Here is a 24,150-nt window from a genome sequence, read left to right as displayed (position 1 = left end):
TGAAGACGCTGGCCGAACGCTATCCCCGTTATGGCTATCCGACACTGCATGACATGCTCAAGACGGAGGGCCTGGTGGTGAACCCGAAGCGGACCTATCGGGTATATCGAGAAGAGGGCCTGCAGGTCCGCACGAAGCGCCGCAAGAAGCTGACCCGTCCTCGGGTTCCGTTAGCGCTGCCGAGTCGCATCAACGAGCGCTGGTCCGTGGACTTCGTCTCAGACCAACTGGCGAATGGCCGACGGTTCCGTGTGTTTAACGTCGTCGATGACTTCAGCCGTGAGTGCGTGCTGCAGATCGTCGACTTCTCAATCAGCGGCGAGCGTCTGGCTCGAGAACTGGATCAGTTAGCTCGATCCCGCCCCCTGGCCAGGCAGATCGTCATGGACAACGGTCCTGAGCTGACCAGCAAAGCCATGTTCTTCTGGGCCAAAGAGCGTGGGGTCAAGCTGCACTTCATCCAGCCTGGCAAGCCGACCCAGAACGCCTTCGTCGAGAGCTTCAACGCCAAGTTCCGTGAGTACTGCCTGGACCTGCACTGGTTCGCCACGCTGGCGGATGCCGGATCAACAATCGATGCCTGGCGTACCCACTACAACCACGTCAGGCCGCATCGCTCTCTGGGCAAAAAGCCTCCGGCAGTGTTTGCTCGCGAAGCCGCCTGATATGCTCAATTTCCCACATCAAGGCCGGCTTGGTTCAAGGGGTACGGTCAGCGGTAGGCCGGTTCACTGCGGCGTGCGAGGGGATTTACAAGTTCGATTGGCCCTGACTATGCCCCACACCAAGGGATTCCAATCCCTTCGCCTCCCGGCATAAAACCCCAACCCATTGAATAGGTTGGTGGGCCCGCCAGGACTCGAACCTGGAACCAAGGGATTATGAGCATCAGGCACAAGTCCTTGATTAGTTGAGATATTTGGACGAGAACTAAGGGATTTTTCTCTGCCCGCATCAGTCAGAGTTTCCCGCCCGAACTGGCTTCCGAACCGCGGTCCGAACCTCTCGCCCGAGACCGCGGGATCGGGAATCCCTCGGTTCATGCCGGTCAACGGTTTAGCGAAGTCGCCCGGCTGACCCGCCCGGACCTGGGCCGAGGCCGGTCCGAACATCTCCGAGCGTTGTCCGACCCAACCTAGCGGATGATCAGGGTCCTGCCGTGCTCGAGATTCGTCTGCGGCAGGGTGGAGAGGACCCTGGCCAGGTCCGCCTGGCGGCTCACTCCGACCTTGAGGAAGATGCTGCGCAACTGGGAGCGAATGGTCTCCAGACTCAGCGCGCGCGCCTCGGCTATGCTCCCGATCGAAGCGCCCCCGGCGATCGCGGCGGCTACCTGCGCTTCCGCCGGGGTGAGACCGAAGGCGTGGCCGACAATCAACGGATCCAGGCCTTGGGGTCCCTTAAGAGGATGGAACAGCAAAACTGCTCGCGGTGAAAAGCCGAAGATGGCCATGGTCTCGTCTGGCCGCACGGCGATCGCGACAACCAGATGACTGTCCTCGCCAGTCTGGTCGGCGACGCGAAAGACGACTTTGGCGCTCGTGTCATCCGGAGCGAGATTCCCTGTCAGGCCAAGCTGCCGCAGCGCTGCGTTCAGCCGACCCGAGTCTCGCGCGCGCCGCAGGTTCAATGTCCCGCGGCGCTCGGCCATCACGCCGCCTGAATCCAGTAACTGGCGGGCCGCGGCATTGGCATGGTGCACGTACTGGGTATCGTCGATCAGGAGCACCGGCTGGGTCAGCGCATCGAGCAATTGCCTTGCGACGAGCGACTCGGCTTGGCCCCGTTGGCGGGTGCGGTAGACCTGGATCGCCTGGATGAGGTGAGTCCGGAAGCGCTCCAGCAGCGAGATTTCTGCCTCGGTCAGCGGTGGCCGGTCGCTGTGGGCGATCGCTGCGAGGATGATCACGATCTCGTCATCTTCCAGCAAGTTCGTTGCCGAGCAGTACCGACCGCCGTAGGGGACGAGAAAGTCCTTGAAGAACGGGTCTTCCTCGAGCACTGCCCGCGACAGGATCTCGTGGTCGTGTTGCCAGGTGCCGACTTTCAGCTCCAGACCGAACGGCAGCCGGGGATTCACCCGATGGTAGTGGGTGAAGTAATCGAGCCAGGCTTGCGGCGGCGCGACACCGCCATCCCAGGAAAAGCGGACCGCACCGGTGCGGCGATCGAGTCCCGTGATCTGCAGGCACCCGGCATCAAGCAACCCGGCCAGCGCTCTGCACGCGTCCGATCACGTGGCGCCGTCGATCGCGGCGGCATGGAACCGAGCCGCGCATTGGTCCAAATGTCGGTCCGGTTGCGCCTTCATCACTGATCGGCCGCAGCGAGCACCAGTTTTCGCTACTTCCCCCAACTGGGGGATGACCGTCTCGCACACGATCCTCTAGCGTCTCATTCTCCAGTCGCTCGCTGCTTTGTTCGGTCGAAATACAAGACCAACGACCTGGAAACCGCGAGCAGCACAGAAGCCAAGGCAATCGGTGATCGGGGGGAGAGTGGACCATGGTGGGGACAGCAGGAATTTCAAGACTTCGCGTCACGATGCTCGGACTGTTGGCGTTGGCGTTGATGTCGCCGGCTACGCCAGCGGGAGCGGTGAACGGGTACACCTACGAACCCATCTTCGTGGAGCAGTCCCCAAGCATCCTCGATGAACAGATCGTCGGGGCGGGGTCGGCCATCAACAACAACGGCGAGGTTGTCTTCGTCACCCGCCAGCGGATTGGCTCCACGTTCTCCGGGTACAACCTGTACCGCGTCTACTACAAGGCGCCGGGAGAAGCGGCGGAAGTCTTGTTCGAGACGACCGATCGCCTGGAGGAGATTGGCCCGCGATGGACTGGCAATTTCCACCTGTTGGGCATCAACGACAACGGGATCATCTCGGTCCCGCTGACGTGGCGCATCCGGGATGCTGCCGGGACCGTCATACGCGACGATATCGGCTACGGCTTGTTCGATCGTGACGGCAGCCTGATCCGGGAGATCCGTGACTTATTCCGCGCGCCATCGTCCGCCGGCAGCGTCAGCGCCCTCCTGCAGATGGCATCGACGGGCTTGAATTCCAGGGAGCTCGAACGGTCGGACGGCTTCACGAAAGAGCAGACGGGACAAAACCCCAACTTTTGGTACCAGAGCTTTGTCCAGATCAACGAGGCCGGTCAGGTGTTTGCGGTGGGACCCATTATTGATCCCAGCACTGTTGAGCGGGCAACCGCACTGTTCACTTGGCAACCGCCGGGTGGCGTACAGTCCGTGGCGCTTGGTGATTGGGTCGGTCTCGGTTACACGGATTTCCCTACTCCAGGTGTCAACGACAACGGATGGGCGAGCCTCTCTTTCAATTCAAACACCTCGATAACTAATCCGAACCCCCGCGTGGTGCTCATCAGTCCACAGGGTGATGTATTCCCCGTCGTGCAGGCCGGCCAGGACGAGTTCATCAATTTTTCCCAGGCAAGAGGCCAGACGTCCAAAGGCACGAGCCTGAACAATCTCAACCGGGTCATGTTCGTGGGCCAGAAGACGGACACCACGATCGGGTCTGGCGTGGGGCGGATCTACGTCGGCGATGCATCCGGCGATGGTCCGCTCCTGGCCGTGGACCTGGATGTTCCATTCGACGATGGACGATCGTTCAGGACAGGAAGCTACGCCAACGACGTGACCGACCTTGGTGTTAGTTCGTTTAACGATGCGGGCCAGATAGTTGCCAGTGCATCCGGGCAACTGCTCGATGCCGGAGGATCGCAAATACAGTCGAGCATTGATGCGCTCTTCATCGCGACCCCGCCGGTGGGAGCGGAGCCCGGCCGACCGGTGCTGCCTGCTCCCGAGAACGTTCTGCTTCCGGAAGAGGGTGGCGGTTGGCGCTTCCAGGGTCGGTGCTGGGTCACGGTGCTCGGTGGCGATTTCTGCCCGCCCCCGGACCGGCGCACCTTCTTCGATCCTCCGATTGCCGTGGGGTACGACTACGCGATCGACCTGGGTGTCCCCGGCGCCTTCACCTCAGCGCTGATTCCGGCAGCCTTGCCGGGCGGAGACGCCGAGTTCACCGTGGAGTTCAATGGTCTTTCCATACCGATGCAGGCGGGTCTGGCGGTGACTTTCGCAAACCATTCCGCCGCGCCGGTCCGTGAGTTTCGGATCGCCGGCATCGACCAGGGAGAGGCCCTGGATCCGGACGATGCCACCGCTTTCGTGACCGGGCTGACATTTTCCGGGGATACGCCGGAAGACGTTAGTTTCACGATGAAGCCGGTGGTGATCGATACCGACGACATAGACCAGGACGGCGTCGGTGACACCTTCGATAACTGCCCCGCCGTCCCTAATCCTGACCAGGCGGACCTCGATGGGGACCGCGTCGGCGATGCATGCGACAACTGTCCCGGTGCCGCCAATCCTGACCAGGCGGACGCCGATTCTGACGGGATTGGCGACGCTTGTGACAATTGCCCCGCCCGGCCCAATCCCGATCAGCTCGACAGTGACGGCGACGGCATAGGCGAGAGCTGCGACAACTGTCCAGCGACTCCGAACGCAGACCAGGCCGATGCCGACGCTGATGGGGTCGGGGACGCCTGCGACAACTGTGCCGCTGTGGCCAACCCGGACCAGGCGGATTCGGATGGAGACGGCACCGGTGATGCCTGCCAGGTCGTCGAGGTGCGGACCTGCGATGCGGACGGTGACGGCGATGTCGATCGACTCGACATCGGCTTGATATCTCGGGCGCGTGGTTCCGCGTCCAGCGGTCCGGACGATCCGCGCGATGCGAACGGTGACGGACAGATCTCGGCACTCGACGCGCGCCAGTGCGTGATCCAGTGTGACGCGCCGCGCTGCGCGATTCAGTGATTCAGGGGGGAGAGAGACAATGAAGATGCGAGCTTTGATTCTGGCATGGCTCCTGGCTGCTTCCGGCGGCGCCCAGGCGGCATTGATCACTGCGGAGCCGGATGCCACGGAGGGCTTCGTCGGCGACGAGTTCATCGTCGATGTGGTTATCGACCCAGTAGGCGAGCTGGTCGGTGTCTTCGATATCGACGTCCTCTTCGATCCCGGGATCCTCGCGTTCTCCGGAGTCGTGTTCGACATCTTCCTGGATGGACCCGGCGACTCGATCCAGGAGGTCGAACTGGGTTCGGGAGTTGTATCGGTCTTTGAGCTCTCGTGGTCCGGTCTGTTTAACCAGGACGGGGCGCCTTTCCGGCTGTTCTCGCTGGCCTTCACGGCGCTGGCGGCGGGCAGCGCCCAGGTGGGCCTCGACGTGATCGAGCTGGGTGACTTCTTCGGGGACCCGTTGATCGCCGAGACGGCGGGAACCCGGATCGATATCCGCCCCCGCGATCCAGCGGCGGTACCTGAACCGGGCGCGCTGGGGCTGCTGGCTGTTTCCTTGTTCCTTCTTTCAGTCTCGCGGAGGAGGCCGGCATAGCGGGCTGCGAGGCGAAGAGCTACCTCAGGAACGTCCGCGGACTGAGCTCCAGGTTCACCTGGGGCAGCTGGGTGAGCACGCGCGCCAGGTCGGCCTGCCGGGACACGCCGACCTTGGCGCAAATGCTGCGCACCTGCGAGCGCACGGTCTCCAGGCTGACGCATCGCGACTTGGCAACCTCGGCGATGGTCTGCCCGGCGACCAGGGTGGCGGCGACCTGCGCTTCGGCCGGAGTCAGGCCGAAGGCGTGGCCGATGATGAGCGGATCCAGGCGGACCTCGCCGTCGAGTCGGTGGAACAGGAGGATGGCTCGCGGAGCGCCGCCGAACATCGCCATCGTCTCCTCCGGGTGAACGCCGATTGCGATCACCAGGAGCTCGGCATGACCCGCCTGCTCGCCGAGACGAAAGACAACTTGATGCTGGCGTTCATCCAGGGCCACGGCGCCGGTCAGGCCCAGCTCCCGGATGGCCAGCACGGTGCGGTCCGAGTCCTGCCTTTCCTTGAAGCGCAGCATGCCGCCGCGTTCGAACACGGCGCCTGAGGCTCCCAGCATGTCCGCGGCCGCGCGGTTGAAATGATGCAGATACAAGGTTTCGTCGACCAGCATTACTGGTTGCGGCAGCGCGTCGAGCATGGTCCTGGCGATGAGCGAATCACTCAAGCCGCGTTGCAGCGAGCGATACGCCTCGATGGCCTGGACCAGGTGGCAGCGGACACGATCCAGCAAGCCGACCTGGGCTTCCGTGAGCGGCGGCCGGTCGCGCTTGAGATGCGCGGCGAGGATCACGACCATGTCGTCGTCGTCGATGAGCTTGGTGGCCGAGCAGTACTTGGCGCCGTAGGGAATCAGGAACTCCCGGAAGAACGGCGACTCCTCGTAGATCTCGGCCGGGAACAGCTCATGGTCATGCTGCCATCCCCCGACCTCGAGTCCCACGCTGGGCGGGATGCGGGGATTGATCGCGTGATAGCGGGTGAAGTAATCCAGCCAGACCTGGGCGGGAACGGATCCGCCGTCCCAGGAGAAGCGGGTGGCCATGGCGCGCTTGCCGATCCCGGTGATCTGGATGGTCCAGACGCCCACCAGGTCGGCCAGGTTCTGACAAGCGATGGACCAGCTGACCTTGCCGACTGATGCGCCATAGAACGCCTCGACGCAAGCGTCGTAACGTTGTTCGAACGAGTCGGGTGGACGGCTGCTCGACATCTACGGCCAATTCCGTATGGCTCCGGCCTCCCCAAAGGCCGGTTTTTTTTACTTCGATACACCCGAATGATCGATGCGTGCAATCCCCCGTTTGGGGGATAACACACGATAAGGCTCTGAACGAGGTATGGGTCGGCTTGATTGTCGGTAGAATTTACATGTTCTCCGTGCTGGGCTGCCCCACAAGTACCTAAACGATTGAAAGATAGAGAGTCGGATTGTCTGGCATAGATCTTGCTCGGTTCACTTTCAGAGTAAGAGTTTTTGCCCAGTTGGAGATGCCGTAGTGACACGATCCAAAAGAGCTTGTCTGGCCTTGATCGCCTTGGTGATTTCACCGATTGCAGCGAATGCTGGTGTGATTTCGGTTTTCGGTACAGGTCTCGATATCGACGGCAATCCGCTTGCCCCAGGTAGCGCAGATGCCAATTACACCGTTATCGAGAACGGAAATGCACCTGCTGTTGTCGTTACGAATCCCGCAGGGACGTATCTGCCAAACGATGCGAACTCGCAGTGGATTTGGCAGACCGGCGCAGGTACGCCAATCAACACCACTATCACTTTCCGCACGACTTTCGATCTCACCGGATTCGACCCGCTTACGGCCGTATTGAACGGAGCATGGGGGACGGACAATCAGGGGATCGACATCTTGATCAACGGTGTTAGCACCGGCATCGAGTTGCTTGGGGTTACCGTTAACAACTTCAATACGCTGCATGCCTGGCAGATCAGCACCGGATTCGTTGCTGGTATCAATACGCTGGACTTTGTCATCCGTGACGATGGAGTCATCGGGGCGTTTAGGACGGAGTTGAGCGGCTCGGCGGATAGAATCGCTGTGCCGGAGCCGGGCACGCTGGCTCTTCTGGGCCTGGGCCTGATCGGTATGGGCGCCGCCCGAAGGAAGAAAGCCTGAGTTTCGGATCAGCGCGTCAAAAGGCCCCGCCTAGTGCGGGGCTTTTTTTTTGGCTGGCCCTAGTCGGAAGCAGGCATCAATGGTGTCGCCAATATGGCGTCCCCACCGGCTGCGGTTACGAATCCGCACACCTATGCCGACCCCAAGGGACTCCAATCCCTTCGCGTCCCGGCATAGCTGCCCTAAGCCCTTGATTTTGATGGTGGGCCCGCCAGGACTCGAACCTGGAACCAAGGGATTATGAGCATCTGGAACTGTTTGTTTTTAAACGGAAAAGCTGAAGAAAGGTAAGGGGATTTTCGGTCCCTTCATTGACTCCCTGACTCGTCCGAACTGGCGTCCGAACCACCGCCCGAACCCCCCGCCAGAAACCAGGGGACCGGGAATCCCTTGGTAAATGCCGCTCAACGGCTTAGCGAATTCCCCCGGGCTGACCCGTCCGAACTTGGGCCAAGGTCGGTGCGAGAGGGCCCGAGCATCGTCCGAACTTGCCGAGAGTTCGCGACTCGCAAATGTCGGGAGCACTACGTTGCCGCGCCCGACTGGCGATCGCGCCGCCTGCGGCTCCTCCGGCGGCCCTGGGTGGCAACCTGAGGGCGTCCATGCCCCGCGGGCTTCGGGGCTACAATGAGAAGGTTCCACACAATTCCCTGAATGACTTCGCGCCCGCCTAATATCGGCAGATCCATCACCTCGAAGCCTCTATTTGTGAGCGGGCCTTATCAGGGGAATCCGACAATAGACGAGCTCTTGATCTTCGCGAAAGAATGTACCCAACCGAGCAAGCAGCAGCTTCCCTGAACGAGGAATTTGGGACCAAGCCAGGATTCGAGGCTTTCTGCAGCTCATCAGCTATCGGCATGAGGCTGCCGGGAAAGGAGCAAAAGCTCTATATCGTCCGCCTGATACGAATTGAGGGTAAGGGCGAGCTAGTGCTTGTCTCTTGCAGTAGCGCTAACGGATCGACAAAGCCGACGAAGTTCAAGAATCTGGACACGGCTGTGACCTTCCTGGTTAGTGAGGCTCGCGCGCACTTCAGTCATTCCGGTTAGTCGTCCGGCTTGTAGCAATCGTACACTTCGCAGATCAGGTTGCGCCTCCTTCGCCGAGTGCGATTCTGGGTGCTCTCGAGAACGCCTAACCAATCAATAGAATCGGCAGCGAAACGGCAGCAACAACAAGGACCATCGCCAATAGTATGCTGGTAACTGCTCGCCATATGGCGAAGCGGTTTGCTTCCGACAAGCCGATCACTGTCAGCACCAACACCCATATGGCCAACGCGATATCGATTAAGCCGAACTCCAAGAAAAGCATAGGATTCGCGTCGACCCTGGGGGTGTTGGTAGAGAAGAGATCTGAGCCGAAAACGGGTAGTGCTAGAACCCAGAGTACTAAGCTCGCAACTAAAGGAACTTGCGACCAGGCGACTGCAGTACGAACAGTTTCTGACGTAGCTGTGCCGCCCAGCCAGTTCCCGACAAGACGTAGCAGCCAGGAAACCAGGTAGAGGCCAATTACACCGCCGACTGGGCCGGCGAATAGGATAATCAACAAGATTTCGGGTAAGGGATAGGCGTCCCCGAGATTTTGAGCTGACGCTCTGTCGAGGCCATTAGAGATTCCGCCCAAGCCGGCCAGCAGAATTACCGATCTAGTTGGGCTCGTGTCGATCAGTCGTCTGAAAGTGGATCGCGGCGCGGTCCAAATCGTACGCCAAGGATTCGGGAATCGATCTTCTGCTTGAGACATCCATTTCTCTCCGTCAAAAATGTTTCAGTGATCGCCGCCTGATTAGGGCCGTACATCCTTAGGTCTTGTCTCTCCGGTACAGCACGCGCTGTTCATACGCAGTCCAGAGTTGCATTGGGAGCATTATGAGTCGGCCTAGAAGAGCAATGGGCCAGAACAAAACTATGATTAATGCCCCGAACAGGGTTAAGGGGATTTCGTCATAGAAACCCTGTACGGCGAGGATCAGCTTGTCTGAAAGCCAGATAAGGCCAAACGCAATTACTCCGAGCCCGAGATAGAGAACGGGGTATAGCAATAAGGGCGACTCCAAGATGTCCACGGATGATCTCGCTGCTTGTCCTGTTGAGGGCGAAAAGTCCTTGCCGGTATGAGGAGGCTATTCCTGCCTGTTATCGGCATTCGTCGCCAAGGCCTTAACTGCAGCCTGGGCCTCTGCCAATTCTGATGAAAACTCTTCCATCCCGTTGCCGTTAAGGATTGCTTGCTCTGCGGAATCCACGACAGGGGCATCGGGATCAGCCATGCAAAGAATCAAGTACTCAGCCCACCAGTTCCTTTCTCCCGTAGTGTCGATTTGACCGAGTATCATGTCTAGACAGACGGTTTCACCGAAGGCGACACAATAATTTGTGTTCGCTGCACTCAGTGCTTCTTCTGGAGACAATGCGTGATCGGGCCAATGCCGCGCAGCTAGCTCAATGCGTTCCCGCTCCGGGAGATACGGGAACCTCTTAGCCATGGCCATTCTCTTTGCGGCTTTTAATAGTTCCAGTCGAGCCGCGTAAGCTCTTGAGCTTTCTTCCTTCGATTCCAGAATAGTCGCCACTGAGGTGCCTACTCGGTCAGTGATCGTCTTAACAATCGCCTCCGATTTTCTCAACTCGGAGAACTGATCTTGAGCTAGCACCAAAGCGCATATTTGGCCCAAGCGCTCTTCCTCGGACGGCTCGCCGAAGAACTCTTTCAGTTTCTTGAACACTTTGATCCCTCCGTGGCCTACCGGGCGATTCCCCGGACACGCCTTTCGCTGACCTCAGCTGATTCTAGGCGACATGGCGAGTTCCTCGACATCCGGCATAATCCATATTAGGAACTGCGCTATAGGCTTCTCTGACGGGCGTCGAGTATCTTGATCTTTCGCGCCGGGAGCCGAGTTCTGTGCCGCCCACGCTATCGCGCAATCCTCGCGCCCAGTGTCGCCCCATCAAACCCTGCGGCCGGCTCCGGAAGCGTCCCGCCTGCGGCCCCTCAGGCGGCCGTGGGTGGCGACCTGCGGACGTCCCTGCCCCGCGGCTAGCCGCGCTTCGTGTTCAACGAGAGCCATGTTCTACCGCACGCAAGGATGCGCAGACAGCCAAACCCCGCTCCCACGCTTCTCGTGGTTAGTACGTAATTTGTGTCGGTTTGAGCGACCCGCAGTAGGAAATTCCGCCCATGTTGTGACGCATTTAACGCAACCCGGTTTCAGCCGGCGGCAGGATGGTCGACGTAGATAGGACGAACGCTAGTGAGGCAAGGATATGAGCCCAGCAATCAGGCCCTACGGCGCGGTTCTCTTCGCGTCTCTTATGATCGCGGTGGGCTGCACGACAACGAGACCACACGAGCGCCGCTCGGTCGAAGTCTCGCCTCCCCTGCACCTGGAACAGGGTGCTGCGGCACCGGCCCCAACTCGACTTACTCCCGCTGAACTGGCAGCCCGGGCCCGCGATGCCGTGGTTACGCTGAGCGCATATCGCGATGGCGAGATAATCCAGTCAGGCACTGGATTCTTCATCCAAAACGACGGCGTCCTGGTAACTAATTTCCACGTCGTTGCCGGTGCGGAGAGCCTTTCTGTGGAGCTCTCAGACGGTGAGGTTTTCGATGCCGTCTATGTGCTATCCAAGGATACCCGAAGAGACCTTATCCTCCTCCAGATCCCAGTGGCAGAGGTGACTGCACTCACCATTGCCGATGAAAGGGGTGTTCAAGTTGGCGACGCCGTCTACGCCATCGGGAATCCCTTGGGCCTGAGGGGCACGTTCAGCGATGGCCTGGTTAGCGCGAAGCGCGTCGAGGATGGTGTGACCTATCTTCAGATCACCGCCCCGATCTCCGAAGGCTCGTCGGGCGGGCCAGTCATGAACGAACGTGGCGAAGTGATCGGTGTCGCGACAGCGTTCTATGAGGATGGCCAGAACCTCAATATGGCAATACCAGCGAGACATGCGAGAGGTATGTTGCAGCTCGCGCCATCCCCGACTCCGTTTGAGACGGTGGCGAGCGAACTCAAGACGGACGAACAGAAATTGATTGAAAGCCGTGCAGACGAATCCAGAGAACTCATGGACGTTCTGCCGCGCGAGACGCTGGCAAGCCTCCAGGATCTTGACGAGTATGGTCAACAGGTGGCCGTAAGGGCTCTCGTGATCACCGCCGTTGCGGCAGACGAAGGGTGGACTTACTTGGATCAATTTGGGTCAGCGGGGGCGCTCGAGCCAGACGAGATGGAAGGCGGGTATGTATCCCTCGGGCCCGGACACTACATGGCTGTCGGTGTTTGTGATGATGACTGCATCGACTTGGACCTGATTGTCATGGACAGTGCGGAGGAGCTCGTTGGCGTTGATGCAGAAGTCAATCCAGAAGCCTTCGTGCAGTTCGATGTTGGCTATCGGCAACAGTACTGGGTGGGCGTGAACATGTATGAATGTGCTGCTCCGGACTGCCTGTATACCATTCTCATGTTCCGCAAGGACTGAGCCACTACTGGACCGGGCTAAGGAGTTAGTGTATGCGAGTTGTGCGAGATGAAGACGATCTAGACGCCTTGTCTACGCCGCGGCGATCTAGTTTATGGTGCGTGCTCCATTTATGGGGTGGCCTTTGTTTATACTCCGTCATCGTCGTAACAGGTTTGGCGAACGCCATTTTGGCTCCTCTCCGAGGGCCATCCCATGACGCGGCAACATCTGTTGCGTCACTGGGCGTATTGGTCCTGCTCGGTGTCGTATTGGCTGGATACAAGGCGTCCCAAGTCCTTGTTGGTCATATCGATGCCCGCCAATGGTCCAACCTTACGCGAAATCTACTGAAGTCCGTTCTGCCGTTTGCGTATTTCTGTGCAGCTGTTCTCCTGGCCATGACCATTGGCAACATGCTCAATTGATCCAGGACAGAGGGCTTCAAGCCATGGATGACGGTGAGGACGGGTTCTACACTGTTCCCAGCATGTAGACGACGTTTCCCTCCTGAGTCGGGCTCCGCCGGCATTCCCCTACGGCGTCCATGGAGCCGAGGGAAGAGCAGATTCTCATGGGGTTCTCCTTGTTGCCGGCAAATGAAAACCCGCCGAGGAGATAGCCCCTCGACGGGTTCAGGCCTGGTAGGCAACTGTCAGATAGGCGAGCGGTAGGCCAAGACCCCAAAATCCTGCATCGCAACAGTTCCTACTAAGCGGCTACGAGCGACCACAAAGCGAAGCCGAGGGGAACCCGAACATGCGCCCCAGATACCACTTAGTACGCAGCGACGGATTCTGTCGTGGCTGAGCCCTTGTTAACACGCGGATGATTCCAGCGCCTCTTCAGATACACGCCATTGATAAGCCACACGATGGGATTGAGCGTGAGCACCGTGGCGATCAAGAAAGCATACTTGTTGTATCGAAGAACCAGTACCATGAGAACCGTATTCAAGCCCACGAGAATCAAAGCCGCTTCCGGCAATTCAGCGAGCTGGGCAAAAGTGACAAGGTTGCCGAGAGTTAGACCGAGCCAAGCCCAGACTGACCACCAGGTGAACCCTTTATCATTCGGATTTTCGCGAGACATAAGCGTTACTCCTTCAACGTTGACCGTCGTTCAGAATCCGTCTGATCGATCCCAAACTCGAGATCGAATTTAAGTCAGACTCCAGTTCACGGGCCGCACGGCGTTCACAAATTCCAATCCCTTTTTCTAAGTACTTCCCACTGATTGCCTGCCCCTCGCCCGATTGATGGCGTCTGCAGAATGCGTCATACGGGGCCTTCCCTGAACGTAAGGGCCATGACGTCTTGCGCGTGACGCGGGTTCACCGTCCGGGCCTCCGGTTGGGCTTTGGCGGTTCAAGGTGCGAGGGACATAAGACCCTTTCGTGCCGCGTCCGTTGCCCCGCCTTCCGGCTACGTAAATCCCTTAATTGCCACATGTGGGATTTTTGAGCCATATCACAAAATTGGACAACCAAACGTGGTGTCCTCGTTGCACCGGCTAGGCATCTGCCGATAACGCTTCAAGGATCTTTGGAGGCAAGGATGAGCGAGGTCATTTCTACATATGCAATTCCCCTGCTGCTGCTCGGAACGATTGCTTACCTGCTCAAGGTCGTCGCAAAGGTTCACCGCAATGCAAAGGTGATTGATTCACCCGACTCGCTCAACCAGGAGCTGCAGAAACTAAGGGGTGAAGTAGAGAAGCTCCGGAAGACCTCCGAGGCTCGCCACCGGGAGGCGATCAATTCGTTGCTCAAGGTCAACCAGGAAGGTTTCGAGAAACTTCTCGACGACTCCCTGAAACGCTCTGAGACAACCGCGAGAGTCCAGGACAATCTGGTCCGCCTGTTAGGTGAGCAGGCCAGCCGCTTCGCCGAGATTGATGCGATCCTGGGGGCTCTCCGGGATCAAGCCTCCAATGCTGATCGCCAGCTGCGGCGGTTCCAGGACGGATACCACTGGACAATCAACAAGTCCCTGATCCTCGGAATCCTGAGGGCGTTGGATGAGATCCGAGAGCAAATGGAGCTTGCCGAAGCATCGGGTAACGACTCGAGTACCGAGGCGCTCGATCTCATCAAAGATCATCTGGAGATTCTTCTGAGCAATGAGGGGGTGGTTTCCTTCGAGCCGCCCCTGGGAGGCAAGTATTCCGAGTACCGAAAGACCGCTACAGCCATCCCGGTATCGACTCATGACCAAGAACAGAATGACCGAATCGCGAGCCTGATCCGACCGGGGTTCATCTGTGAAACGGGAGCTGAACCGCCGCCGCTCATCAGGCCGGCAGAGGTGGGGGTCTTCCAGTACCAGGCGCGACAGGATGAGGTGGTCCAGTGAAACCAATCGTTGGAATAGATCTTGGCACGACGTATTCGGCGATAGCCGCTCTCGATTCGTTAGGTAAAGCGAGCATTGTCCCAAATAGTGAAGGCGAGAGGCTTACTCCCTCGGTCATTGCGTTTGCAGAGAATGACCCGCCTGAACTCGTATTGGTCGGACGAGAAGCAAAACACCTCCGCGATCTCGAGCCTCAGAATGTTGTAACCGACGTCAAGCGAGACATGGGGGAAAGCAGTAAGCAGTGGCGATACCGGGGCAGAACCTATCGCCCGGAGGAATTGTCATCGCTGATCCTCCGCAAACTGAGCCTGGATGCTGAAAGCCAGTTGGGGAAGGTGCGGGATGCCGTGATCACTGTCCCAGCTTACTTCGCTGAATCCCACCGGCGCGCAACGATGGATGCCGGGGAACTGGCTGGTCTGAACGTGTCAGCAATTATCAACGAGCCTACGGCGGCAGCCCTCTTCTACGCCACCAACCATGAGGTCAACGGCAAGATTGTTGTCTTCGATCTGGGTGGCGGCACGTTCGACGTAACCGTGATGAGGGTAGCGGGACGAGACATCGACATCATCGCCTCTGAAGGCGACCGCCACCTCGGCGGCACGGATTTCGACCGGGTTCTTGCAGAAATAGTGAACAAGAAGGCTCGGCTCGAAACCGGCGCGCCTGCTTTCCCGAGTGATATCGAGCTGCAGAAGTTCCTGAACCAGGCAGAGGAGAGAAAGCGGGCCCTCACAACCCGGCCAAATCAGCGTGTCCTCATCCAGAACGATTCGGGACGGGCGCAAGTATCCGTGAGCAGAGAAGAGCTTGAGGAAGGGATATCGCCGCTCGTGGCGAAGGCTGAGATGCTTGTAGAAGCAGTCCTTGACGAAGCCAGGCTGGACCCGGGCGAGATTTCCAAAGTTCTCCTCGTTGGCGGAAGCTCCAGGATTCCGTTTGTTCAGAGACGGCTGGAGGCAATCTTCGGTTTCGCCCCAGTCACGGAGGTAAATCTCGACGAGGCGGTCGCATGCGGGGCTGCGCTCTACTCGGGCCTCAATGCGCTGAAAGAAAACGCAGCCCTCGTGCCGGCGGGTGTCCGAAGCGGGCTTAGCGACGTTCAGCTGGTCGAGGTTGCCAACCACAGCTACGGCACCATCACCGTATCTACCGATGAGGAGACCGGGCGCCGCATTCTTGCAAACGACATCCTGATTCCAAAGGGCTCATCACTCCCGTGCAGTGAGACCAAGACCTACTACACGATGGCAGATGGCCAGGATGTGATCGAAGTGCAGATCACCCAGGGAGAGTCAAAGGACCCTGATAACGTAAACATCATCTATCAGGAAAACATGCCGCTGCCGCCGAACAGGCCTGCCGGGCGCCCGATCCAGGTTACCTACTCGTACGACAAGAACCAGCGCATGGAATGCAGCTTCCGGGACGTCGAATCGGGCGACCTGATGGCAGTGGAGCTCTCTTCCCTCGAAGGCGCCCTGGAGGCTGAAACAAAAAGAAAAAGCCGCGCTGCACTCGAAGAATTCCAGATCGAGTGAGGGTTTGAAATGGAAGTCATTCTGACGTTAGCCGGCATATGGTTCGCCTTTTGGTTGCTAGGAGGGGCTCTGAGAGCGATTGGCGCGGCCGCGAAGTCGGCTGTTGCCACCGTTAAAGGAGAAGAACCACCGGCACGAAGATTCGAGGCCAGAGTCTCTCAGACCACCATAGAGCTCAAAGGCAACACGGCACCCATATTCGAGATCGAGGTAAGGGGCCCCATTACTGCCCCGTATGCTGGATTCGAGATTCAGTTTGTCGTCCACGCCATGGACATTACCGACGGAGAGGCGAAGCCCATCTTCTGTGCCCTCGACTGGATGCAGGAGGCGGATACTCCCCTTCTCGAGTATCGAACAGAAGCGGCCCCGCTACCGTACCAGCACGCGATCATCTCGGACTGGTCCAGGAGAGCGTTCGTCCCAATTGATATGGTTTCGCTGCCGAGATCCGGCACCCGGCGACTCGAGTTCCATGTCGACGTCGTTTCTGCGAACCCCGAAGCCAAGTACTTCTTCGGACAGAGAGTGAGCGGTGTGGTGCTCGCATCTGCAACCGTGCGGACTTCAGTGGAGTGGGCTGAGATCGGCTATGAAGAAATGCGAGAACGCCGCACTCGGATCGAGGAACTGACCCTCGATCTTGCCATGGCCGTGAGTGCGGCGGATGGAAGTATGGATCGCGCCGAGGGAGCCGTGATACGCGCCTGGTTAGGAAAGCGCGTCGAAGCGATCGAGGATGACGAGGAGAAGTCCAGGGAAAAGCGGCGGCTCAATGGTCTTGTAACGGCGGCATACCAGAAGGCGACGGCCGGCGAACTCGATATGCGTGCGATGTGCAGTGAGCTCACCGAGATATCAGATCCGGCAGGCCGCTACGATGCGTTGGAGCTGTGCTTGCATGTTGCAGCGGCGGATGGCCGAGCGGAAGAGGCTGAACTAAATACCATTCGCCAGCTTGGCGAGTGGATGCGGGTTAGCCTGGACAGGCTTCGCGGCATGGAGGAGAAGATACTCCCGGTGTCCATGCATGTCGGTGATGCCGATGATGACGGCCTGCTGGGAATCAGTGGCGCCATGTCACCGGAGGAGGTTCGCAAGCATCTGAATCGGGAGTATCGAAAGTGGAACTCCCTCGCCAGCCACTCGGATCCGAGCAAGCGGGAGCAGGCGCAGGAGATGCTGAGCCGGATTGCAGCGGCCCGCCGGAAGCACGTTGCATGAATAGGTCCGTTCAGGTTCGCACATGTTGATCGCCGATTTACTGGGATGCCGTTACGCCGGGGACGATCCAAAGACCTTCGGGATCGACCTGGACCGCGAGCACGCCAAAGACGCCCATGTAAGTGCCCGGTCTCGGCTGTTAGCCGATGCCATCAGTATAGGCCCGGAGCTTATGCCTGCCTTGCATGCCTCAATAGGGGCCGCGTCGAGCCGGCTTGGATTACAAAGCGCGATTCCTGGCTACGTTTACAGCGACCCCTCCCCGCAGGCTGCTTGCGTCCACATAGGGGGCGAAGACAAGTCCGCTCTGATGCTTTCCAGCGGGCTTATTCAACTCATGTCAGATGAAGAGCTCACATTCGTGATTGGCCACGAGATCGGCCATATGTTCTTCGAGCACAATTTGTATCCCAGGCCAACCGATGCAACAGGCGATGGTACGCGGCTCAATTGGTTGGCACTGCAAAGAGCTGGAGAAATAAGCGCGGACCGGATCGGACTACTCGCCTGTGGATCGATAGATGTCGCATATCGGACCATCTTGAAGACGGGTACCGGGCTGAGCGAAGAGTATTTGCGCTTCGACCTGGCGAGTTTCCTGGACCAGTTGAGGGGGCTGAAGAGTATCGGCGGGCATGCTTCGGGCATCGTTGCATCCCACCCGATACTGACGGTTCGCATGAAGGCGCTCTTGTGGTTCGAGATGTCGGAGGCGGCCCGGCGCCTCAATGGCACGGGGACTCACGGCCTTGCTTTAGAGAGAGTCGATAAGCGGGTGGAAAGCCTGCTGGAAGAAGCGACTGGTCAGATGCTCGCCCGGGTCCGGGCGGAAAGCTTTTCTCGAGCGGCTATGTGGGCAGTTCTGTTCGCCGCAGTCTCCGATGGCGTGTTCAGCAAGGAGGAGCAGGCCGGCATCGAACGTCTTTATGGGCGTCCGGCGGTACAAAGCGCATTGTCCTATGTGCGCGAGAACGGACCTGGCAAGGTCGGCATCCAGTTTGAGGATGCTATCCGCGAGGTCCGCTTCCACCCCGAGACCGGGCGACGGGAATTCTGGCAGCGTCTTCGCAATGACCTCTCTACTCTGGGCATCGAGGAGAGTCAGTTCGGCCGCGTGTTGACGATTGTCGAAGACCGCCTGGGTCTGGCCGCACAAAGACACTGAGCTATGTCAGACGAACGGGAAGCTGTAGATTTCGCTGGCTTTAAAGACGCCGGTGTTCCCACGCAGGAAGATCGGAGAAACACTGCATCCGAGACACGCCCTCGGAGCAGTTCATCTGAGAACACCTGGCGTAGTAGCCAACAAAGGAAAACCGGCGGGTCCAAAGCCTGGGTTTGGTACGCAATCGCCGCCGTCACAATAATTTGGATTCTGAGCGTCGTAGACGAGGCCTCTCGGAAACCGCCAACCTGGCAGCCACCTGCGTCGGCTCAGAATGCGCCAGAATCTGCGCCCGCGCAGCCAACCACTCCGAGTTTCACAAAGCCCCCGGCCGGTTCCAATCGCATTCTCTCGGTGGCCGAAATTCGTTGGTGCCTGCGCGAGGATATCCGGCTCGAGGCCATCAGGCCCGAGGTCAACTCTCTCGCGATCCAAACGAAGTTCAATTTATCCGTCGAGGACTACAACAGGCGTTGCGGGAGCTTCCAGTACCGGCGTGGTGCGTTGTCAGCCGCGAAAAGGGATGTAGAGCCCCTTCGTTCAGCGATTGTGGCCGAAGCTTTGCGGGAGCTCTCGCCGAGCCCTGGGTTGACCGCACAGCCCGCTGCCCAAAGATCGCAGCTCACACTCGCCATCCAGAATGCATTGTCCGAGCTTGGATACAACCCTGGTGTCGCAGATGGAATCTACGGCCAGCGGACCAGGTCAGCAATCGAAGCGTTTCAGCGCAGCTACGGCATCAGCGTTGACGGTCGAGAGACCCCGGACTTGTTGCGACAGCTGGAGCAAGCCATCAATCAGCGGGCAAGGTCTGGGGCTTCAAAGGAGACGATCCAGGCGCTTGGGCAACGCCTCGTGTTCTCCAATCCAAACGGCTATTGCACCCTTGGTGGGACTCCGCGTGAAGAGGAACTGCTAAGCCTGACCAAGCGGTCACTCGGTAAGGACGTTCGTCTGTTGCATGCCGCTGTGCAGTGTACCGAGCTCGATGAATACAAGAACGGCCGGAGAGACACATTGGATCACTGGCTTCAGATTCAACTCCTGGGGCCAGGCGGCGACTTTCAGCGGTTCGAGGTAGGCCGTGAAGCATTTCTTGCCGGTATCTCCTCGGCGAACCCGCGCATAAGCCCTCAGGAACTGAATAAAAGGCTCCAAGCCGCGTTTGACACGTATCGGGTCGAACTTTCCCAGCCAGAAGTCAACCCGATTGGTCGCGATGGAAACGCGTTCTACTTCTCAATGCGAATGAATATGTCTGTCGAAGACACAACCCGCACGATCACGGGCCTCAGTGGCATGACTCTGCTGAACTCCCTGCCCATCGCGATCAATGTCTACGAGGGTACCGGTTCGACGCGAAGCCGAGAGAACTTGCAGCCAGTGCTGCAAGAACTACTGACGAGCTTGCTCACCCAGAACTGATGTGGGGTCGTGAGATGAGTTTCAGGTATGGAGTGGCTTTTGGCGCAGCGCTGGTTTGTTCACTGGTGGCCTGGAATCAGGCCACGAACGCTCAACCGGCGGGCTACACCACGCTCAACGTGAAGAACCGGGTTCAGCTCGAAGTCCCTGGCACCTGGTCAATCAGTGACGCCGAGCAGCGCCTGCGAGTAAAGGAGCTCGCAGAGCAGCAAACGGGAATCGCGGCCACACATATGGCGGCGCTTTCTGTTCAGTCCTATCCGGCGCCCTCCAGGGTAATCGTTCGAGTTTCCATCACCCCGGTCGATCCGCCCGTGTCGCAGGCGGAGCTTCAGCGCGAGTTGGAGGCGGATCGACGCGGAGTTCTCAACGGTCTGGCGGAAGCCTGGCGGGAGATGGCGCCAACGATGTGGACCGGTATGGAGAAGCAAGGAATCTCGGAAGTGGGTCAATCAAGCGTTACCGCTGAGATGCTTGGAGGGCAACTCGCCCTGGTCATCCGATACGCGCGTACATCGACAGTCGATCCCTTGGAAGTAGTGCGGGTGAGTCAGTATCACGTTCTCTTGGGCTCGGAGAAGGCCCTGATTACGCTTTCGTATGTGGATGGCGACCAGGCAGCGAGGGATGCCCACGACCGGGTAAAAAAGAGTTTCATGATCAGATAGTTATCCTGGAGATAAACATGGCCTATCAGGACTCCAATGCGCCACCCGTGGAAGCGCAAACGCAGGCTCCAGGCGAAGAGAGCACTACCAGCTCTTGGGCCTGGATCTGGCCGACCCTATTGGTAGTAATCATCGTCAGGCTCTTCGGCGTTGTCGGTGGTCTGGTCGCGCTCGGCTGTTACTACGCGCTACAGCCCAAGTTGGGAACATTCGGCGCAGTAGTTATTTCGGGCGTCGCGGGTATGGGTGCGGCAATCGGTATCCTGGCGATGATTCGTTGAGGCATCGTCGCCCAGAATTACTGGAGGATTCGTCGGCGCGGTGAGGGCCCGTGCAAGCCACGCCTCGATGGGTCTGTTCGAGCCTATAGCCAGCCGTTTTGCTCAGGGGGAGATCCCAGTGCGCCAAATCGTCGCTGTCTTCTTGATTCTCTGGCTTATGCCCTCAGAGGCGTTCGAAAGTACTTTCTCGTGCCCGATTGGCAAGCGCGCGGCATGCCTCGATTACGGAGACAAGGTATGCAACTCGTTTGCAAAATGTGTGTCGGACGATGCCGTCTGCTTTGACGCCTATACGTGTGGCTTCGGGGGCTTTGTGTGTAAGTCGAAGCTCGACGACGTAGTGAGCGAGTATGACGACCTGGCACGGACGTGCAGATCAGTCGCATACGACCACGATGAGTTGGCTGCCAAGTACAACAACCTCCTGACCGAGCTTGAAGCCACCCGGAATCGCCTCGACTCTGTCCGGCGATGTATTGCCCGAGCCACATCCCTGGAGGCGGCGCGGATGTGCCGATGATGCAGATGCGTTCCAAGGCTACGGAATTCCCGACGGACCCCTTCTGGGTGGTTCTTGTGTTTTATGTCGTAGGGCTCGCTGACCTGCCGTACGGGTACTACACGATTACCCGGCTCGTGACATGTCTTGTCGCAATATGGCTGATCTGGAAGTTGCACTCTCAAGGGGCCGCAGGCGGGCCGCTCACTTGGCTGCTCGCAGGTATAGCCGTCCTGTATAACCCAATCTTCCCGATTTACCTGTATAGCAAGTTGCTGTGGGTGATCCTGAACGCCATAACGCTTGCCGTGTTCTGGTCGGCGATCAGATTCGGGCAGCAAGAGCACTCGGAGGGAACCAGGGGAGATGGGGAAGTTAGAGGCAACTGAATTCCATTGAAGCATTGTCCGCGGCTCGCGGAGCGTACGGCTCTTGCTACAGCTCGTCGGGCGAAGTTCCCTCAAGGGCGGGCGTCAGCGGGGTTACCCGGGGTTCATCCAGGGAGGCGAGGGAAGAGAAGATTTTCACGGGGTTCTCCTTGTTGTGGGCAAAAGAAGACCCGCGCGGGGGCGGTTTGATTAGAATGCATTCGCCGAACAAGCGGTCGGTACAGTCCGCGTCGGGCTTAGACCTCTACCATGGTACGTCTAGCCTGTTTCTGAGAAGCATCCAGGAGTTCGGCCTGGGGGCAAAGAACCCTGTTGACGCTTGGCGGATCCTGGAATTCGGCCGATATGTCTTGCCTTTGGCAGAGGCATATCTCGAGGCGAGAAGCGAGTATCTAGTCCAAGTCGATGCGTTCAGGACGATGCTCAGTCAGTCGAGGGCGGGCATGAATTTCCAGCACGGCAATACATACGCATCCCCGTCAAAGTTCACTGCCGTCAGGTACGCGTTAAGCAATCGACATGGATCGGAGATCCTGTCCTATGCGCTTTCGTTGTTTGAAGCGATGTTGATCAAATCGGTCCCTGGTCTTCCGGGCCCCGTACCAGAGCAGTACCCCAAGATATGGCAAGCCCTCAATGCGAGGTCAGCCCCTATCCTGATCAGGGTCAAGTCCGCGCCCATAAGCGCGTTGAGAAGCGAATTTGATGAACCGCCGGAAGAGCAGGTGGAGTGGCTTGAGTCCTTGCGGACCTCGGATTCCGAGGTCTTTCCTGTATTGGCACAACAATGCAATTTCAGGATTATTCAGCCAACTGATCCGTCCATGCTTGAGATCTCCTTGATCGTGGCTAGCGGTCACGATCCCACAGGCCCCGAGTATCGACTGTATCCACTCTCCCTAGAAGATGCGTCGTAGCGGGTTCTATGGGTCTATGGGCCTGAGGCCTGCTGCATCCTGTCCTTGGCACGCCCCAGCCCACGTGATATCGACCAAGGCAGAGGATATTCCGACTCAAACTCGATTCCCTCGACGTCACGGAGTATTCCCTCTATACCGACCGTCGTAATTAGCTGGGCAATCAAGTCCAGATCGTTCGGCTGGCCTTGTGCTTCTAGCCGGAACTGCATGGCGGCGACGGTATCCAGGTAGCCTTGAACATAGACTGACCTATCTGCCTGCGACCAGCTCTTCCACTCCTTATGCGATCGCACCTGCAGCACCCTCGGCTGAGTCCCAGCCTTTTCGAAGTAGTCACTGCAAACAGTGGGCGTGACTTCGTTGTAAAGAAGCCATGCTCCCGCCTTTTCGCCATGCTTCCCTACGAACCAGCTGAAGTAGTTGGTCCAGGAATTTTTCTGACGTGTTTGCTCAGTGCAGTCGATAAGGCCATTCAGCGCGCGTGCTGCTTCCGGGTTTCTCGGGTCAACGTAACCATAAAGTAGAAAGCCCATGGTCTCGAGATACGAGTCTCGATAGATGGCTTCTTGCTCTTCTGAGAGATCCGCATAGTGGTAGGCGGTCATGAGCCAGGGAAACTCGTCGGCTTGGACGGCGGGAATCGAAGCACACGATCCAATCAGGACGATCACATATGGAAGTTTCTTTGAGCCTTTTACGAGTTGATTCATATCCTTCCTATTGGATTCTCAGTCTGGTGCGTGGGGCTCGGCAAAATCAACTTGCTCCAGGCGTCGGCCAAGTCGATTCCAATTGGCTTCGAGCCAGTCCGAAAATTCACTTAGAAGTTCATCCCCCTCGGCGAGAGCCTGCCGGTCCACCTCGGATGAGATTCCACGGAGCAAATGTTCCACACCGGGCTGGAACTTCTCTTCGGTGATATCACCCCATCCGGCGTATACGTCGTTTAGTAACTGTGGATCACATTGCTCGAGATAGGCGCGCGCTTGTTTGAGCGGGGCTTTGACGCTCTCAACGTACTGCTGGAAATCGGTAACTGCGCGAACCAGCTTCGCTGCTTCGGGACCGACGCTCTGAGTAAGCTGATATGCGAAGAAGAAAGACTGGACAGCCTCAGTATGTGCCGGCCCGAAGACCACCTGTGCCTGATTCTTGGATGCCTCAGGGGCGGTATCCGCACCCGAGGCGTAATCACTTAGCGGCACCCAGTGATAGAGAGGTTGCAAGGACACAGGCGATAGAAGAGCCGTGAAGAAAATTCCGAGTGTTATCAGCTGTAGAAGTCCAGAGGGGGGAGTATCCGGACGCTCGGATCGGGGGTAATCGGCGCCGGCGATGAAAGCGGCGGGGGCCAAGGCATGGAACCAGACTCCAATCCATAGGGGCCAGGTTGGCATGGATGGGTTGTCCTGCGCGATATGTCGGAGAACGCCTATGACAAAGACTATGTATGCTCCGGCTACAAACGCAGCGGCAAAGCTATACACGAGTAGACCCGCCCCACCCAGAACGGGTGATTCACCGGACCGCCTGCCAGCATGCCAGATGAGCGTCCCAGGTAAGCTGATCAGCCTCATTGAAAACATGACCAGGGCAATCGAAACGGTCCCTATCGTCATGGCGGC

21 protein-coding genes and 2 pseudogenes are annotated in these 24,150 nt (G+C 58.5%); 16 read left to right on the top strand and 7 right to left on the bottom strand.

Annotated elements, in window-relative coordinates; genetic code table 11:
* Positions 1-665, top strand: a 665-nt coding sequence (locus G6N75_RS08780; RefSeq protein WP_165347976.1) for an IS3 family transposase, incomplete at its 5' end; no start/stop codon positions are given.
* 470 nt (positions 666-1,135) lie between these two features.
* On the opposite strand, the gene G6N75_RS08775 is transcribed toward G6N75_RS08780, so the two are convergent.
* Positions 1,136-2,206, bottom strand: coding sequence for a LuxR C-terminal-related transcriptional regulator (locus G6N75_RS08775; RefSeq protein ID WP_165347975.1), 1,071 nt, complete (start codon positions 2,204-2,206; stop codon positions 1,136-1,138).
* 2,057 nt (positions 2,207-4,263) lie between these two features.
* On the opposite strand from G6N75_RS08775, the pseudogene G6N75_RS15470 reads away from it, so the two are divergent.
* The 4 genes and pseudogenes from G6N75_RS15470 to G6N75_RS08765 form a co-directional block, all read left to right on the top strand.
* Positions 4,264-4,392: pseudogene (locus G6N75_RS15470) on the top strand (thrombospondin type 3 repeat-containing protein); the annotation flags it as partial.
* A 36-nt stretch (positions 4,393-4,428) separates the two neighbouring features.
* A pseudogene (locus G6N75_RS15555) lies at positions 4,429-4,614 on the top strand (thrombospondin type 3 repeat-containing protein); the annotation flags it as partial.
* Positions 4,606-4,863 (top strand): dockerin type I domain-containing protein, encoded by a 258-nt coding sequence (locus tag G6N75_RS15465; protein ID WP_346765510.1) that lies wholly within the window; start codon positions 4,606-4,608, stop codon positions 4,861-4,863. The pseudogene G6N75_RS15555 and the gene G6N75_RS15465, both read left to right, overlap by 9 nt.
* A gap of 19 nt (positions 4,864-4,882) precedes the next feature.
* The gene (locus tag G6N75_RS08765; RefSeq protein ID WP_165347974.1) at positions 4,883-5,443 is read left to right on the top strand and encodes a cohesin domain-containing protein; all 561 of its coding nucleotides are present in this window, start codon (positions 4,883-4,885) and stop codon (positions 5,441-5,443) included.
* Between the two features lie 19 nt (positions 5,444-5,462).
* Here G6N75_RS08765 and G6N75_RS08760 read toward each other — a convergent pair whose 3' ends face one another.
* Positions 5,463-6,653, bottom strand: a complete 1,191-nt coding sequence (locus G6N75_RS08760) for a LuxR C-terminal-related transcriptional regulator (RefSeq protein ID WP_165347973.1) — start codon at positions 6,651-6,653, stop codon at positions 5,463-5,465.
* 316 nt (positions 6,654-6,969) lie between these two features.
* Between G6N75_RS08760 and G6N75_RS08755 the strand changes: the two genes are divergently transcribed.
* Positions 6,970-7,575 (top strand): PEP-CTERM sorting domain-containing protein, encoded by a 606-nt coding sequence (locus G6N75_RS08755; protein ID WP_165347972.1) that lies wholly within the window; start codon positions 6,970-6,972, stop codon positions 7,573-7,575.
* A 1,137-nt stretch (positions 7,576-8,712) separates the two neighbouring features.
* On the opposite strand, the gene G6N75_RS08750 is transcribed toward G6N75_RS08755, so the two are convergent.
* A complete protein-coding gene (locus tag G6N75_RS08750) occupies positions 8,713-9,327 on the bottom strand; it encodes a Yip1 family protein (protein WP_165347971.1) in 615 nt (204 codons plus the stop codon).
* Between the two features lie 379 nt (positions 9,328-9,706).
* The gene (locus G6N75_RS08745) at positions 9,707-10,309 is read right to left on the bottom strand and encodes a hypothetical protein (protein ID WP_165347970.1); all 603 of its coding nucleotides are present in this window, start codon (positions 10,307-10,309) and stop codon (positions 9,707-9,709) included.
* Positions 10,310-10,850: 541 nt separating this feature from the next.
* Between G6N75_RS08745 and G6N75_RS08740 the strand changes: the two genes are divergently transcribed.
* Positions 10,851-12,074 carry a trypsin-like peptidase domain-containing protein gene (locus tag G6N75_RS08740; protein ID WP_165347969.1) on the top strand — a complete coding sequence of 408 codons (1,224 nt, stop codon included), beginning with the start codon at positions 10,851-10,853 and terminating at the stop codon, positions 12,072-12,074.
* Positions 12,075-12,830: 756 nt separating this feature from the next.
* Here the strand turns inward: G6N75_RS08740 and G6N75_RS08735 are convergent.
* Positions 12,831-13,145 carry a hypothetical protein gene (locus tag G6N75_RS08735; protein ID WP_165347968.1) on the bottom strand — a complete coding sequence of 105 codons (315 nt, stop codon included), beginning with the start codon at positions 13,143-13,145 and terminating at the stop codon, positions 12,831-12,833.
* Between the two features lie 464 nt (positions 13,146-13,609).
* Between G6N75_RS08735 and grpE the strand changes: the two genes are divergently transcribed.
* From grpE to G6N75_RS08690, 9 genes are all read left to right on the top strand, one after another.
* Positions 13,610-14,407 carry a nucleotide exchange factor GrpE gene (gene grpE / locus G6N75_RS08730; RefSeq protein ID WP_165347967.1) on the top strand — a complete coding sequence of 266 codons (798 nt, stop codon included), beginning with the start codon at positions 13,610-13,612 and terminating at the stop codon, positions 14,405-14,407.
* Positions 14,404-15,954, top strand: coding sequence for an Hsp70 family protein (locus G6N75_RS08725; RefSeq protein WP_165347966.1), 1,551 nt, complete (start codon positions 14,404-14,406; stop codon positions 15,952-15,954). Before grpE ends, G6N75_RS08725 begins: the two co-directional genes overlap by 4 nt.
* Before the next feature lie 9 nt (positions 15,955-15,963).
* Positions 15,964-17,178 (top strand): TerB family tellurite resistance protein, encoded by a 1,215-nt coding sequence (locus tag G6N75_RS08720; protein WP_165347965.1) that lies wholly within the window; start codon positions 15,964-15,966, stop codon positions 17,176-17,178.
* 22 nt (positions 17,179-17,200) lie between these two features.
* Positions 17,201-18,343, top strand: a complete 1,143-nt coding sequence (locus G6N75_RS08715) for a M48 family metallopeptidase (protein ID WP_165347964.1) — start codon at positions 17,201-17,203, stop codon at positions 18,341-18,343.
* A 354-nt stretch (positions 18,344-18,697) separates the two neighbouring features.
* The gene (locus G6N75_RS08710; RefSeq protein WP_165347963.1) at positions 18,698-19,768 is read left to right on the top strand and encodes a peptidoglycan-binding domain-containing protein; all 1,071 of its coding nucleotides are present in this window, start codon (positions 18,698-18,700) and stop codon (positions 19,766-19,768) included.
* A 14-nt stretch (positions 19,769-19,782) separates the two neighbouring features.
* Entirely contained in the window at positions 19,783-20,436 is a 654-nt protein-coding gene (locus G6N75_RS08705; protein ID WP_165347962.1) for a hypothetical protein, read from the top strand.
* Positions 20,437-20,453: 17 nt separating this feature from the next.
* Complete coding sequence (locus G6N75_RS08700; RefSeq protein WP_165347961.1) at positions 20,454-20,717, top strand: hypothetical protein; 264 nt, start codon at positions 20,454-20,456, stop codon at positions 20,715-20,717.
* Between the two features lie 516 nt (positions 20,718-21,233).
* Positions 21,234-21,605, top strand: coding sequence for a DUF6804 family protein (locus G6N75_RS08695; protein ID WP_165347960.1), 372 nt, complete (start codon positions 21,234-21,236; stop codon positions 21,603-21,605).
* A gap of 14 nt (positions 21,606-21,619) precedes the next feature.
* Positions 21,620-22,522 (top strand): hypothetical protein, encoded by a 903-nt coding sequence (locus tag G6N75_RS08690; protein WP_206203024.1) that lies wholly within the window; start codon positions 21,620-21,622, stop codon positions 22,520-22,522.
* A gap of 14 nt (positions 22,523-22,536) precedes the next feature.
* Here G6N75_RS08690 and G6N75_RS08685 read toward each other — a convergent pair whose 3' ends face one another.
* Both G6N75_RS08685 and G6N75_RS08680 read right to left on the bottom strand, forming a co-directional pair.
* Positions 22,537-23,235, bottom strand: a complete 699-nt coding sequence (locus G6N75_RS08685; protein WP_165347958.1) for a hypothetical protein — start codon at positions 23,233-23,235, stop codon at positions 22,537-22,539.
* A gap of 18 nt (positions 23,236-23,253) precedes the next feature.
* A complete protein-coding gene (locus tag G6N75_RS08680; protein ID WP_165347957.1) occupies positions 23,254-24,144 on the bottom strand; it encodes a hypothetical protein in 891 nt (296 codons plus the stop codon).
* Between the last annotated feature and the right edge of the window lie 6 nt (positions 24,145-24,150).

Source organism: Thioalkalivibrio sp. XN8 (assembly GCF_011058255.1).
Lineage (GTDB): Bacteria > Pseudomonadota > Gammaproteobacteria > Steroidobacterales > XN24 > XN24.
The sequence above is the reverse complement of the archived record's forward strand: the minus strand, read 5'-3'. Positions and strand labels throughout refer to the sequence as shown.